Source organism: Pectobacterium peruviense, from assembly GCF_003312355.2.
GTDB lineage: Bacteria > Pseudomonadota > Gammaproteobacteria > Enterobacterales > Enterobacteriaceae > Pectobacterium > Pectobacterium peruviense.
Genome location: NZ_CP161826.1, coordinates 4,869,933 through 4,884,071, shown reverse-complemented (window position 1 = coordinate 4,884,071; position 14,139 = coordinate 4,869,933). Strand labels below are relative to the sequence as shown.

Sequence of the window (14,139 nt, the reverse complement as noted above, 5' to 3'; positions counted from 1 at the left end):
AGAGAGAATAATCGTTACCAGCTAACCGATACAATCAGCCCGCCTTCGGGCTGATTGGTGAACGTAACCCGCATGTTATGCAGCGTGGCGATGTTGTTCACGATGGAAATTCCCAGACCGCTGCCGGATTTTTCCTGCCCCGGTGGGCGATAAAAACGCTCGCCGATTCTTGCCAACGCTTCATCGCTGATGCCCGATCCGTTATCGGTGACCTTAAAGCCTCGCTCTGTCAGCGTCAGGCTTACTGTTCCCCCTTCATGGCTGTAACGAATGGCGTTATCTAGCAGATTACGTATCAGCAGGGCGAGCAGCAGCGGATGGCCCTGCCGGATGACGGGGATATCTGGTAAGTCCAGCGTCAGCTCGATACCTGCGGTTTGTGCCGTGTGGTAATGCGCGATCACCGCCTGTTGCAGTAATTCATTGAACTGAACGGGCTGCATCCCCTCGGGATGCGATTCGGCATCCAGCCGCGACAGCGTCAAGAGCTGATCCACCAGTCGGGTGGCGCGATCGATACTTTTATCCAGATTCATTAATGCATGGCGACGCATGGCCTCATCGTCATGCGCTAACTGCGCGACTTCGGTTTGAACTTTCAATGCTGCCAGCGGGCTACGCAGTTCGTGAGCGGCATCGGAGGTAAAGCGACGCTCGCGAGTTAACATATCGCTTATGCGGGAAAACAAGATATTCAGCGCATTGACCAGCGGGCGCACTTCCTGTGGGATGTGCTGCGTCGCCAGCGGTGTGCTGTCGTCGGGGGAGCGTAACTGAAGCTCAGCGGCAATACGTTTTAGTGGCGAGAGCTCACGTGTCACTAGCCAGAAAAGCAGTGCCAGCATGATAGGCAGCGCAAACAACCAGGGCATCAGGTTGGTTTTTACAATATCCAGCGTCATATCCTGACGGTATTCCCATTCCTGACCCACAGCAATCACGTAACGATCATCCTGCGTCGTCAGCCAGACGATACGCCACGCGTCGTTATCATCGCGCAGTTTTCCGTCGGTGAAGCCGTTGCGTTTATAGTCAAAAATGAAATCTTTGCCGTTATCGCCATCGTTCAACACCATTTTCCCGTCGTGGGTAAAAATGGCGAAGGCCAGCGCATCATCATCCTGCTTGCCTCGGTTTTTATGTACCAGATTTTTGGTTTTGGGCAGAGAAGCTGATGGGATCCGCAATTCATCGGGACTCATGGTGGCAAGACGCTTGGCAAACAGCATTTGCTGAGTATCAAACAACTCATTGATGTTATGACGTGTCTGATACCACGAAAGCAGACTGGCGACACTCCAGCAAATTAATGTCAGCAGCGCAAAGCCCGCAATCAGGCGTAAGCGCAGACTGAGTCGGTTCATGGTGCATCTCCCAGAATATAGCCAACGCCATGCACGGTACGGATAAACCCGCTGCCCAGTTTTTTGCGCAAGTGGTGGATATGGACTTCTACCGCATTGCTGGAGACATCATCATCCCAGCCGTAGAGCTTTTCTTCCAACTGCGCCCGCGTGAGCACGCGGCTCGGATTGAGCAAGAACAATTCCAACAGCGCCAGCTCGCGGGATTTTAGTATCAACGGCTCACCGTTAAGCGTGACGCTTCGTGAGCCAGGCTCAAGGGAAACCGCGCCATGCGTTAATGCGGGCTGGAGTTGACCGTGACGGCGACGAATCAGCGCCTGCAGGCGAGCGGCCACTTCAGTTAGCGCAAAAGGCTTACATAAATAATCATCCGCTCCCTGCTGCAACCCTTCCACGCGTTGTTCCAGCGCATCGCGTGCGGTCAGAATCAGTACCGGTTCGTCATGTCCAGCCTGACGCCACTGGCGCAGGATATCCATGCCGTCCATACCCGGCAGGCTGAGATCGAGCACCACTGCATCATAAGGGGCGGCCTTCAACGCGGCGGCGCCTGCTTTACCTTCCGTAAACCAGTCAATATTAAAGCCCAGTTTGATCAACCCAACTTTTAGGCCATCACCGATCAGGCGATCGTCTTCGATTAACAATACTCTCATGGCTGCCTCGCAAGGGATGTGCCGCTGTCGCGTTTGCGCCTTTTCAGGTTTTATACGAAATCGGGGGACGACGTGTACAGGACAAATCGCTGAAACCGGACGATTTCGGCAATATAAAAAAATAAAAAGGTAAAAGCTGAGTCCTTAAGATTCTGTTAAGAACGGTTTGTTTTAATCCTTCCCGAAGACCGATTACTCCCGCAGGTTGACTGCGAAACGACAGGCAAAATAAGGAAGGAATACTATGAAAAAAGCAGCTGCGTTATTTGCCATTACCGCTCTGGTTTCTGCACCCGTGTTTGCCGCACAAAGCGGCGGTGGTTTCGTCAATCCAGAAACGCCTGCGGTTGCCACACATAAAGGGGGATTCATCGATCCGCAGAACTCCCTCACGACGGTAGATAAGGCGAAAGATCTGCGTGACGATAGTTGGGTTACGCTGAGTGGTAATATTGAAAAACGGATCGGTGATGAGAACTATCTGTTCCGTGATTCCACAGGCACGATGGAAGTTGAAATCGATCATAAGCGCTGGAATGGTCAGATGGTTTCGCCCACGGATAAAGTAGAAATTCAGGGTGAGTTGGATAAAGACTTCAATTCTGTCGAACTGGATGTGAAGCAGGTCCGTAAACTCTAATACGCTATCTTCAATTCTCTCGTGGCGGGCGATTGCCCGCCCTTTCTCTATTTATCACCCTTCTCTCTCTGTCATTCTTTACGGCTACCTGTGCGTTGGCTACGCTTGTTCATCCAAATGATCGATGTGATTAAGCTCACTAGATACCTTTCTTTGCCATCTTCCTGAAACGTGAATTATCTAGAGTAGATAACCGCGTTATCTTGTCTTTATTTTTTGTTAGCGAAACGTTTCGATAGCGATCACATTTTTTTTATTTCTTCGTTGCCTTTCCCACTTCTTTTTCTAGAATGTTGTTAGCGAAACGTTTCGCTGGTGGGGTGAGAAGATGAAAAAAGCAGCATTATTGAATTCAGATATTTCTTCCGTGATTGCTCGGCTGGGGCACACCGATAGTCTTGTTATTGGTGATGCTGGTTTACCGATTCCTGAAACGACAACCCGTATCGACCTGGCGTTGACGCACAATGTGCCAACGTTTTTGCAGGTGGTTAATGTTGTCACCAGCGAAATGCAGGTTGAGGCCGCTATTCTGGCGGAAGAGATTATTGAAAAGAACCCCGCCGTCCATGACGCATTACTCGATCAATTGAAGCAACTTGAACAGCATCAGGGAAACTCAATTGCATTGCACTATGTCAGCCATGAAGAATTTAAAACCCAAAGCGGTAAAAGCCGGGCCATCATTCGCAGCGGAGAGTGCTCTCCGTATGCCAATGTCATCCTTTGTGCTGGCGTAACGTTCTGAGGCATCAATGCAACCTTTACTGCAACTACAAGGCATCACGAAATCTTTTCCCGGCGTTAAAGCGCTTTCCGGTGCGGCACTCAATGTTTATCCGGGAAAAGTGATGGCGCTGGTGGGCGAGAACGGTGCGGGCAAGTCCACCATGATGAAAGTCCTGACCGGGATCTATCGTAAAGATGCCGGCAGTATCCATTTTCTGGGGCAAGAGGTGGATTTCAACGGGCCGAAAGCGTCTCAGGAAGCAGGTATCGGTATTATTCATCAGGAACTTAACCTGATTCCCCAGCTCACGATTGCCGAGAATATCTTCCTCGGTCGTGAATTTACCAACCGTTTCGGCCGTATCGACTGGAATAAGATGTATGCGGAAGCCGATAAACTGCTGAAGCGCCTTAATCTGCGCTATGACAGCCGCCGTATGGTGGGGGATTTATCGATTGGCGATCAGCAAATGGTGGAAATTGCCAAGGTGCTGAGCTTTGAATCGAAAGTCATCATCATGGACGAACCCACCGATGCTTTGACGGATACCGAAACGGCTTCGTTATTCAGTGTGATCAAAGAGCTGCAATCTCAGGGATGCGGCATTGTCTATATTTCCCACCGCCTGAAAGAAATCTTTGAAATCTGTGATGACATTACCGTTTTCCGCGATGGTCAGTTTATCGGCGAACGCCCGGTGAGCGACTTGGAGGAAGACACGCTGATTGAAATGATGGTGGGCCGCAAGCTTGAAGATCAGTACCCGCGCTCGAATAAAGCGCCGGGAGAGGTTCGCCTCAACGTGCAGAACCTGTCTGGGCCGGGCGTTGACAGCGTCAGCTTTACCGTACGTAAAGGTGAGATTCTGGGCGTTGCAGGGTTGATGGGCGCAGGCCGTACTGAACTGATGAAGATTCTCTACGGCGCACTGCCACGAACGGGCGGCAATGTAACGCTTGATGGCCGCGACGTGGTGACGCGTAAACCGCAGGATGGCTTGGCGAACGGCATCGTTTACATTTCTGAAGACCGTAAGCGTGATGGTCTGGTTTTGGGCATGTCGGTAAAAGAAAATATGTCGTTAACCGCACTGCGCTATTTCAGCCATGCGGGCGGTCGTCTCAAGCACGCTGAAGAGCAACTGACGGTCGCCGACTTTATTCGCCTGTTCAACGTTAAAACGCCTTCAATGGAACAGCCTATCGGCCTGCTTTCCGGTGGCAATCAGCAAAAAGTAGCGATTGCCCGTGGCCTGATGACGCGCCCCAATGTTTTGATCCTCGATGAACCGACGCGTGGTGTTGACGTAGGGGCGAAAAAAGAAATTTACCAGTTAATCAATCAATTCAAAGAAGAAGGGCTGAGCATCATATTGGTGTCATCCGAAATGCCCGAAGTCTTGGGAATGAGCGATCGCATCATCGTGATGCACGAAGGGCGCTTGAGCGGTGATTTCCCGATTGAGCAAGCAACCCAGGAAGCACTGATGGCTGCGGCCGTTGGTAAGCAATACGGCGCAAAGCAGGAGTAAGTCAGACATGAGTTCTCAATCTATCGCGGCAAAACGCTGGTTCAGCAAAGAGTGGTTACTGGAGCAGAAATCGCTGATCGCGCTCCTGATCCTGATTGCAGTTGTTTCCGCCCTGAGCCCTAACTTTTTCACCCTGAATAACCTGTTCAATATTCTCCAGCAGACGTCAGTGAATGCCATTATGGCCGTCGGCATGACGCTGGTGATACTGACCTCGGGAATCGATTTGTCGGTAGGTTCACTGCTGGCGCTGACGGGTGCCGTCGCGGCTTCCATCGTTGGGCTTGAAGTGAATGCGTTGGTGGCTGTGTTTGGTGCCTTGGCGCTGGGTGCGCTGATTGGCGCAGGCACGGGGGTTATCGTTTCGAAAGGTAAAGTGCAGGCATTTATCGCCACGCTGGTCATGATGCTGTTGCTGCGCGGCGTGACGATGGTCTATACCAACGGTAGCCCGGTGAATACTGGCTTTTCCGACGTCGCAGATGCTTTTGGCTGGTTTGGCATTGGCCGTCCGCTGGGTATTCCTACGCCAATCTGGATTATGGCTATCGTGTTCGCTGCGGCCTGGTACATGCTGCACCATACGCGTCTGGGTCGTTATATCTATGCGCTGGGTGGCAACGAGTCTGCAACCCGCTTATCCGGCATCAGCGTTGATAAAATCAAGATTATTGTTTATTCCCTGTGTGGGCTGCTGTCTGCCCTGGCGGGAATTATTGAAGTCGCACGTTTGTCCTCTGCACAGCCTACGGCGGGTACAGGGTATGAGCTGGATGCTATCGCGGCTGTAGTATTGGGCGGCACCAGTCTGGCCGGGGGTAAAGGGCGTATCGTTGGCACGTTGATCGGCGCACTTATCCTTGGTTTCCTCAACAACGGACTGAATTTATTAGGTGTTTCTTCTTACTACCAAATGATCGTCAAAGCAGTCGTCATTTTGCTGGCGGTTCTGGTAGATAACAAAAGCAGTAAATAACCTTCATTCACACAGGAATTGAGTTATGAATATGAAAAAGCTGGCTACTCTGGTTTCCGCTGTTGCGCTGAGCGCGACTGTCAGTGCTAATGCCTTGGCCAAAGATACGGTTGCTCTGGTGGTTTCTACGCTGAATAACCCGTTCTTTGTTTCCATGAAAGAGGGTGCGCAGAAAGAAGCTGACAAACTGGGCTATGAGCTGATTGTGCTGGATTCCCAGAATAACCCTGCGAAAGAACTGGCTAACGTTCAGGATTTGACGGTACGTGGCACCAAAGTATTGCTGATTAACCCGACGGATTCAGATGCGGTAGGCAATGCAATCAAAATGGCCAATCAGGCAAAAATTCCGGTTATTACGCTGGATCGCGTCGCTAGCAGCGGTGAAGTGGTGAGCCACGTTGCTTCTGATAACGCCTTCGGCGGTAAAGTAGCCGGTGACTTCATTGCCAAGAAATTGGGTGAAGGTGCCAAGGTCATTCAGTTGGAAGGGATTGCTGGAACCTCTGCCGCGCGTGAGCGTGGGGCGGGTTTCATGAAATCTGCTGAGAAAAATAAATTCGCTATGCTGGCCAGCCAGCCTGCTGACTTCGATCGTACTAAAGGGTTGAACGTGATGCAGAACCTGCTGACCGCACACCCTGACGTTCAGGCGGTATTTGCTCAGAACGATGAAATGGCATTAGGCGCCCTGCGTGCACTGCAAACTGCAGGAAAAACAGATGTGCTGGTTGTTGGTTTTGACGGTACTCAGGATGGCGTGAAGGCCGTTGAGTCAGGCAAGCTGGCAGCAACAGTGGCTCAGCGCCCAGACCAGATCGGCGTAATCGGTATCGAAACAGCTGCTAAAGTGCTGAAAGGTGAAAAAACTCAGGCCATCATTCCGGTTGACCTGAAGCTGGTAGCAAAATAAGTAAAGAATAAAGCAGGGCTCGCGCCACCCGTTTGTGGTGGCGCATTATTAACGTAGCGGGATTCGACATAATGAAAACGGGTAAGCTGGTGGTGCTGGGCAGTATTAATGCTGACCATATTCTCAATCTTGAGCAATTTCCCCGCCCGGGCGAAACGGTGATCGGTGAGCAATATAGTGTCGCTTTCGGTGGGAAGGGCGCTAATCAGGCCGTTGCCGCTGGCCGAAGTGGTGCGGATATCGCCTTTATTGCCTGCGTCGGAGAAGATGATATCGGTTCCCGTATTCGTCAGCAGTTATCCAAGGACAATATTGATGTTTCCGCCGTTGAGGCTATCTCCGGGGAAACGACCGGCGTTGCGCTGATTTTTGTTAACGCTGAAGCTGAGAACATGATCGCGATTAACGCAGGCGCGAATGCGGCGGTGACGCCTGATTATCTTTATCGTCATCAGCAACACATTATTGATGCTTCCGCGTTGCTGATGCAGCTTGAGTCGCCGTTGGAAACCGTTATCGCTGCAGCCAAATTGGCGCATGAACACCAAACAAAGGTGATTCTTAACCCCGCCCCTGCTCGTGAACTGCCTGATGAACTGTTATCGCTGGTCGATATGATCACGCCGAATGAAACCGAAGCACAGTTCCTGACGGGAATTACCGTTGAGACGGAAGAGGATGCTGCTCGCGCAGCACAGACTCTTCATGACAAAGGTATCGAAACGGTTCTGATTACATTGGGTAGCCGCGGCGTATGGGTGAGTGAAAATGGTCAAGGGCAACGTATTCCAGGTTATCGCGTAAAAGCCGTGGACACGATCGCTGCCGGAGATACCTTTAATGGTGCGTTGGTTACCGCGTTGTTGGAAAACCGGGCAATGTCTTCAGCTGTGAAATTTGCTCATGCTGCCGCAGCGATTGCGGTAACTCGCCGAGGTGCTCAACCTTCTGTCCCATGGCGTGAAGAGATCGACGCATTTTTGCAAGCTCAGGAGTGATCTTTGGCCACCATGAAAGATGTCGCCCGTTTGGCGGGCGTTTCTACTTCTACTGTATCTCACGTCATTAATAACAATCGATTCGTCAGCGATGCAATTCGCGAAAAGGTAATGAAGGCCGTTGAGGATCTCAACTATGCGCCGTCTGCGCTGGCCAGAAGTCTGAAAATCAATCAGACCCGTACTATTGGCATGTTGCTCACCGCTAGTAATAACCCGTTTTATGCCGAAGTGGTACGTGGCGTCGAACGCTGCTGTTATGAGCGGGGCTATAGCCTGATTTTGTGCAACACCGAAGGCGATCGCGACAGAATGAGTCATAGCCTTGAAACGTTGCTGCAAAAGCGGGTCGACGGCGTATTGCTGATGTGCACGGAAAGCCATCGCCCCTTGCCTGAAATGATGAGCCGCTATCCTTCTATACCTATGGTCATGATGGATTGGGCACCCTTTGAAGGCGCTATTGATGTTATTAAAGATAACTCTTTGCTCGGCGGTGAAATCGCCACCAATTACCTCATCTCTCGTGGTTATAAAAAGATAGCCTGCATTGCGGGTCCTAAAGATAAGACGACAGCCTATAACCGGCTGGAGGGCTATCGACAGGCGATGCAACTCGCTGGGCTATTTGTTCCTGCTAACTATGAAATTTTCGGTGATTTTGAATTTGAAGCCGGCTATCGCGCTATGCAGCAGCTATTAGCACTGGAAGATAAACCTGAAGCCGTGTTCACCAGTAACGATGCAATGGCCGTCGGCGTTTATCACGCACTTTATCAGGCTGGGCTTTCAATCCCTCAAGATATGGCGGTTATTGGCTACGATGATATTGAGCTGGCCCGCTATATGTCTCCACCTCTCACTACGGTTCATCAACCGAAGGATGAGCTCGGCGAATTGGCGGTTGATACACTGTTATATCGTCTGGAACACCCTAACTCTGAACCTAATGTGTTGGTGCTAACGCCAGAATTAATGGTACGTCAGTCCGTTCGGTAATATTTTGGCTAAGAAAACGCTGAAAAATCCGGCATAACGCTGTCTTTTACTGCGCTTTGCTGAAGAAATCCCCACTCGATAATTATTTTGCATTTAGCGCTTGTCAGCCGCCGAGAAGTCCCTATAATGCGCATCCACTGACACGGCAACAGCGACACGCGGTTGTGGTGACAGGAAAAAGATTTAATGAAGGCGGTCAGTAATGACTTGACTTTAAAGCGGATTAGCATAGTATATGCAGCCCGCGCCACCGAAGAAGTGGCACTGCTCTTTAACAATATAATCAGACAATCTGTGTGGGCACTCACAAGACCGTATCTTAACGATATAAAAAGTCTTGAAGAGTGAACAACAGTGAAATTCATTACGAATAAACAGTTTTAATTCTTTGAGCATCGCTGACGAGTTCAGCAAATCAAACAAATCTTAAATTGAAGAGTTTGATCATGGCTCAGATTGAACGCTGGCGGCAGGCCTAACACATGCAAGTCGAGCGGTAGCACAGAAGAGCTTGCTCTTCGGGTGACGAGCGGCGGACGGGTGAGTAATGTCTGGGAAACTGCCTGATGGAGGGGGATAACTACTGGAAACGGTAGCTAATACCGCATAACGTCTTCGGACCAAAGAGGGGGACCTTCGGGCCTCTTGCCATCAGATGTGCCCAGATGGGATTAGCTAGTAGGCGGGGTAATGGCCCACCTAGGCGACGATCCCTAGCTGGTCTGAGAGGATGACCAGCCACACTGGAACTGAGACACGGTCCAGACTCCTACGGGAGGCAGCAGTGGGGAATATTGCACAATGGGCGCAAGCCTGATGCAGCCATGCCGCGTGTGTGAAGAAGGCCTTCGGGTTGTAAAGCACTTTCAGCGGGGAGGAAGGCAGTAAGGTTAATAACCTTGCTGATTGACGTTACCCGCAGAAGAAGCACCGGCTAACTCCGTGCCAGCAGCCGCGGTAATACGGAGGGTGCAAGCGTTAATCGGAATGACTGGGCGTAAAGCGCACGCAGGCGGTCTGTTAAGTTGGATGTGAAATCCCCGGGCTTAACCTGGGAACTGCATTCAAAACTGACAGGCTAGAGTCTTGTAGAGGGGGGTAGAATTCCAGGTGTAGCGGTGAAATGCGTAGAGATCTGGAGGAATACCGGTGGCGAAGGCGGCCCCCTGGACAAAGACTGACGCTCAGGTGCGAAAGCGTGGGGAGCAAACAGGATTAGATACCCTGGTAGTCCACGCTGTAAACGATGTCGACTTGGAGGTTGTGCCCTTGAGGCGTGGCTTCCGGAGCTAACGCGTTAAGTCGACCGCCTGGGGAGTACGGCCGCAAGGTTAAAACTCAAATGAATTGACGGGGGCCCGCACAAGCGGTGGAGCATGTGGTTTAATTCGATGCAACGCGAAGAACCTTACCTACTCTTGACATCCAGAGAATTTGCTAGAGATAGCTTAGTGCCTTCGGGAACTCTGAGACAGGTGCTGCATGGCTGTCGTCAGCTCGTGTTGTGAAATGTTGGGTTAAGTCCCGCAACGAGCGCAACCCTTATCCTTTGTTGCCAGCGCGTAATGGCGGGAACTCAAAGGAGACTGCCGGTGATAAACCGGAGGAAGGTGGGGATGACGTCAAGTCATCATGGCCCTTACGAGTAGGGCTACACACGTGCTACAATGGCGTATACAAAGAGAAGCGACCTCGCGAGAGCAAGCGGACCTCATAAAGTACGTCGTAGTCCGGATTGGAGTCTGCAACTCGACTCCATGAAGTCGGAATCGCTAGTAATCGTAGATCAGAATGCTACGGTGAATACGTTCCCGGGCCTTGTACACACCGCCCGTCACACCATGGGAGTGGGTTGCAAAAGAAGTAGGTAGCTTAACCTTCGGGAGGGCGCTTACCACTTTGTGATTCATGACTGGGGTGAAGTCGTAACAAGGTAACCGTAGGGGAACCTGCGGTTGGATCACCTCCTTACCAAAAAAAGATGTGTGTTACGTGAAGTGCTCACACAGATTGTCTGATGAAAATACTGAGCAAGCGCACCTGTTGATGTCATGAGTGTAGACTCATGCTGACGCGATAGTGCCGGATTTTTAATTCGGTACGGATTTTTCGTGTCCCCATCGTCTAGAGGCCTAGGACACTGCCCTTTCACGGCTGTAACAGGGGTTCGAATCCCCTTGGGGACGCCAATCCGATAATGAGTGAAAGACATTATCACCAAATATCTTAAAGATGATTCTTTGGAGTCATGTTTACGATATTGCTCTTTAACAATCTGGAACAAGCTGAAAATTGAAACATGACAGCTGAACATACAGGACTGCCTTCGGGTAGGTCGTGATGAGTCAGTCTGTCAATGAGTCTCTCAAATAATCGCAGCGCGATGATGAATCGAAAGAAACATCTTCGGGTTGTGAGGTTAAGCGACTAAGCGTACACGGTGGATGCCTAGGCAGTCAGAGGCGATGAAGGGCGTGCTAATCTGCGATAAGCGTCGGTAAGCTGATATGAAGCGTTATACCCGACGATACCCGAATGGGGAAACCCAATGTGTTTCGACACATTATCATGACATGAATACATAGTGTCATGAGGCGAACCGGGGGAACTGAAACATCTCAGTACCCCGAGGAAAAGAAATCAACCGAGATTCCCCTAGTAGCGGCGAGCGAACGGGGAGGAGCCCAGAACCTGAATCAGTTTGTGTGTTAGTGGAAGCGTCTGGAAAGTCGCACAGTAAAGGGTGATAGTCCCGTACACAAAAATGCACAAGTTGTGAGTTCGATGAGTAGGGCGGGACACGTGACATCCTGTCTGAATATGGGGGGACCATCCTCCAAGGCTAAATACTCCTGACTGACCGATAGTGAACCAGTACCGTGAGGGAAAGGCGAAAAGAACCCCGGCGAGGGGAGTGAAATAGAACCTGAAACCGTGTACGTACAAGCAGTGGGAGCCTACTAGTTGGGTGACTGCGTACCTTTTGTATAATGGGTCAGCGACTTATATTCTGTAGCAAGGTTAACCGTATAGGGGAGCCGCAGGGAAACCGAGTCTTAACTGGGCGTTAAGTTGCAGGGTATAGACCCGAAACCCGGTGATCTAGCCATGGGCAGGTTGAAGGTTGGGTAACACTAACTGGAGGACCGAACCGACTAATGTTGAAAAATTAGCGGATGACTTGTGGCTGGGGGTGAAAGGCCAATCAAACCGGGAGATAGCTGGTTCTCCCCGAAAGCTATTTAGGTAGCGCCTCGTGAACTCATCTTCGGGGGTAGAGCACTGTTTCGGCTAGGGGGTCATCCCGACTTACCAACCCGATGCAAACTACGAATACCGAAGAATGTTATCACGGGAGACACACGGCGGGTGCTAACGTTCGTCGTGAAGAGGGAAACAACCCAGACCGCCAGCTAAGGTCCCAAAGTCATGGTTAAGTGGGAAACGATGTGGGAAGGCACAGACAGCCAGGATGTTGGCTTAGAAGCAGCCATCATTTAAAGAAAGCGTAATAGCTCACTGGTCGAGTCGGCCTGCGCGGAAGATGTAACGGGGCTAAACCATGCACCGAAGCTGCGGCAGCGACACTTAGGTGTTGTTGGGTAGGGGAGCGTTCTGTAAGCCGTTGAAGGTGGCCTGTGAGGGTTGCTGGAGGTATCAGAAGTGCGAATGCTGACATAAGTAACGATAATGCGGGTGAAAAACCCGCACGCCGGAAGACCAAGGGTTCCTGTCCAACGTTAATCGGGGCAGGGTGAGTCGACCCCTAAGGCGAGGCTGAAAAGCGTAGTCGATGGGAAACAGGTTAATATTCCTGTACTCGGTGTTACTGCGAAGGGGGGACGGAGAAAGCTAGGTTATCCGGGCGACGGTTGTCCCGGTTTAAGCGTGAAGGTGGATGACTTAGGTAAATCCGGGTCATTGTTAACACTGAGGCGTGATGACGAGTCACTACGGTGATGAAGTAACCGATGCTACGCTTCCAGGAAAAGCCTCTAAGCTCCAGGTAACATCAAATCGTACCCCAAACCGACACAGGTGGTCAGGTAGAGAATACTCAGGCGCTTGAGAGAACTCGGGTGAAGGAACTAGGCAAAATGGTGCCGTAACTTCGGGAGAAGGCACGCTCCTGTCGGTGAAGTCCCTTGCGGATGGAGCTGGCGGGAGTCGCAGATACCAGCTGGCTGCAACTGTTTAATAAAAACACAGCACTGTGCAAACACGAAAGTGGACGTATACGGTGTGACGCCTGCCCGGTGCCGGAAGGTTAATTGATGGGGTCAGCCGCAAGGCGAAGCTCTTGATCGAAGCCCCGGTAAACGGCGGCCGTAACTATAACGGTCCTAAGGTAGCGAAATTCCTTGTCGGGTAAGTTCCGACCTGCACGAATGGCGTAATGATGGCCAGGCTGTCTCCACCCGAGACTCAGTGAAATTGAACTCGCTGTGAAGATGCAGTGTACCCGCGGCAAGACGGAAAGACCCCGTGAACCTTTACTATAGCTTGACACTGAACCTTGAGCCTTGATGTGTAGGATAGGTGGGAGGCTTTGAAGCGAGGACGCCAGTTCTTGTGGAGCCAACCTTGAAATACCACCCTTTAATGTTTGATGTTCTAACGTAGACCCGTAATCCGGGTTGCGGACAGTGTCTGGTGGGTAGTTTGACTGGGGCGGTCTCCTCCCAAAGAGTAACGGAGGAGCACGAAGGTTAGCTAATCCTGGTCGGACATCAGGAGGTTAGTGCAAAGGCATAAGCTAGCTTGACTGCGAGAGTGACAGCTCGAGCAGGTGCGAAAGCAGGTCTTAGTGATCCGGTGGTTCTGAATGGAAGGGCCATCGCTCAACGGATAAAAGGTACTCCGGGGATAACAGGCTGATACCGCCCAAGAGTTCATATCGACGGCGGTGTTTGGCACCTCGATGTCGGCTCATCACATCCTGGGGCTGAAGTAGGTCCCAAGGGTATGGCTGTTCGCCATTTAAAGTGGTACGCGAGCTGGGTTTAGAACGTCGTGAGACAGTTCGGTCCCTATCTGCCGTGGGCGTTGGAAGATTGAGAGGGGTTGCTCCTAGTACGAGAGGACCGGAGTGAACGCACCACTGGTGTACGGGTTGTGATGCCAATTGCATTGCCCGGTAGCTAAGTGCGGAAGAGATAACCGCTGAAAGCATCTAAGCGGGAAACTTGCCTCGAGATGAGTCTTCCCTGGGCACTAGATGCCCCTGAAGGGCCGTTGAAGACGACGACGTAGATAGGCTGGGTGTGTAAGCGTAGCGATACGTTGAGCTAACCAGTACTAATGACCCGAGAGGCTTAACCTTACAACA

9 protein-coding genes, 1 tRNA gene and 2 rRNA genes are annotated in these 14,139 nt (G+C 51.2%); 10 read left to right on the top strand and 2 right to left on the bottom strand.

Translation table 11 applies throughout. The annotated features are described in order from the left end of the window. Window positions 1-14 precede the first annotated feature (14 nt). On the bottom strand, window positions 15-1,364 hold the full coding sequence (qseC, locus tag DUT67_RS21980) for a quorum sensing histidine kinase QseC (protein ID WP_113631820.1): 1,350 nt from the start codon (window positions 1,362-1,364) through the stop codon (window positions 15-17). Beyond that, complete coding sequence (qseB, locus tag DUT67_RS21975; RefSeq protein ID WP_113627213.1) at window positions 1,361-2,023, bottom strand: quorum sensing response regulator transcription factor QseB; 663 nt, start codon at window positions 2,021-2,023, stop codon at window positions 1,361-1,363. The genes qseC and qseB overlap by 4 nt, the downstream gene beginning before the upstream one ends. A 244-nt stretch (window positions 2,024-2,267) precedes the next feature. On the opposite strand from qseB, the gene DUT67_RS21970 reads away from it, so the two are divergent. From DUT67_RS21970 to DUT67_RS21925, 10 genes are all read left to right on the top strand, one after another. Beyond that, the gene (locus tag DUT67_RS21970; protein WP_113627214.1) at window positions 2,268-2,663 is read left to right on the top strand and encodes a YgiW/YdeI family stress tolerance OB fold protein; all 396 of its coding nucleotides are present in this window, start codon (window positions 2,268-2,270) and stop codon (window positions 2,661-2,663) included. 328 nt (window positions 2,664-2,991) lie between these two features. Further along, window positions 2,992-3,411, top strand: coding sequence for a D-ribose pyranase (rbsD, locus tag DUT67_RS21965; RefSeq protein WP_113627215.1), 420 nt, complete (start codon window positions 2,992-2,994; stop codon window positions 3,409-3,411). Between the two features lie 7 nt (window positions 3,412-3,418). Next, entirely contained in the window at window positions 3,419-4,924 is a 1,506-nt protein-coding gene (gene rbsA, locus DUT67_RS21960) for a ribose ABC transporter ATP-binding protein RbsA (RefSeq protein ID WP_048263462.1), read from the top strand. A gap of 7 nt (window positions 4,925-4,931) precedes the next feature. Further along, window positions 4,932-5,900, top strand: coding sequence for a ribose ABC transporter permease (rbsC, locus tag DUT67_RS21955; protein ID WP_113627216.1), 969 nt, complete (start codon window positions 4,932-4,934; stop codon window positions 5,898-5,900). A 25-nt stretch (window positions 5,901-5,925) separates the two neighbouring features. After that, on the top strand, window positions 5,926-6,813 hold the full coding sequence (rbsB, locus tag DUT67_RS21950; protein ID WP_005976509.1) for a ribose ABC transporter substrate-binding protein RbsB: 888 nt from the start codon (window positions 5,926-5,928) through the stop codon (window positions 6,811-6,813). Between the two features lie 71 nt (window positions 6,814-6,884). Continuing rightward, window positions 6,885-7,811, top strand: a complete 927-nt coding sequence (gene rbsK, locus DUT67_RS21945) for a ribokinase (RefSeq protein WP_113627217.1) — start codon at window positions 6,885-6,887, stop codon at window positions 7,809-7,811. Window positions 7,812-7,814: 3 nt separating this feature from the next. Next, entirely contained in the window at window positions 7,815-8,810 is a 996-nt protein-coding gene (gene rbsR / locus DUT67_RS21940) for a ribose operon transcriptional repressor RbsR (protein WP_189339477.1), read from the top strand. A 428-nt stretch (window positions 8,811-9,238) separates the two neighbouring features. Beyond that, window positions 9,239-10,781: ribosomal RNA gene (locus tag DUT67_RS21935) — 16S ribosomal RNA — on the top strand. A 142-nt stretch (window positions 10,782-10,923) separates the two neighbouring features. Continuing rightward, window positions 10,924-10,999 (top strand) — tRNA-Glu (locus tag DUT67_RS21930). Between the two features lie 228 nt (window positions 11,000-11,227). Continuing rightward, window positions 11,228-14,133, top strand: a 23S ribosomal RNA gene (locus DUT67_RS21925). The 16S and 23S rRNA genes sit together here with 1 tRNA gene alongside, the layout of an rRNA operon. Window positions 14,134-14,139: the final 6 nt, after the last annotated feature.

Excerpts from the sequence above, each read along its gene's own strand:
- rbsB (WP_005976509.1), top strand. The coding sequence starts at position 5,926 with ATGAATATGAAAAAGCTGGCTACTCTGGTTTCCGCTGTTGCGCTGAGC.
- rbsC (WP_113627216.1), top strand. The coding sequence starts at position 4,932 with ATGAGTTCTCAATCTATCGCGGCAAAACGCTGGTTCAGCAAAGAGTGG.
- rbsD (WP_113627215.1), top strand. The coding sequence starts at position 2,992 with ATGAAAAAAGCAGCATTATTGAATTCAGATATTTCTTCCGTGATTGCT.
- qseB (WP_113627213.1), bottom strand. The coding sequence starts at position 2,023 with ATGAGAGTATTGTTAATCGAAGACGATCGCCTGATCGGTGATGGCCTA.
- DUT67_RS21970 (WP_113627214.1), top strand. The coding sequence starts at position 2,268 with ATGAAAAAAGCAGCTGCGTTATTTGCCATTACCGCTCTGGTTTCTGCA.
- rbsA (WP_048263462.1), top strand. The coding sequence starts at position 3,419 with ATGCAACCTTTACTGCAACTACAAGGCATCACGAAATCTTTTCCCGGC.
- qseC (WP_113631820.1), bottom strand. The coding sequence starts at position 1,364 with ATGAACCGACTCAGTCTGCGCTTACGCCTGATTGCGGGCTTTGCGCTG.
- rbsK (WP_113627217.1), top strand. The coding sequence starts at position 6,885 with ATGAAAACGGGTAAGCTGGTGGTGCTGGGCAGTATTAATGCTGACCAT.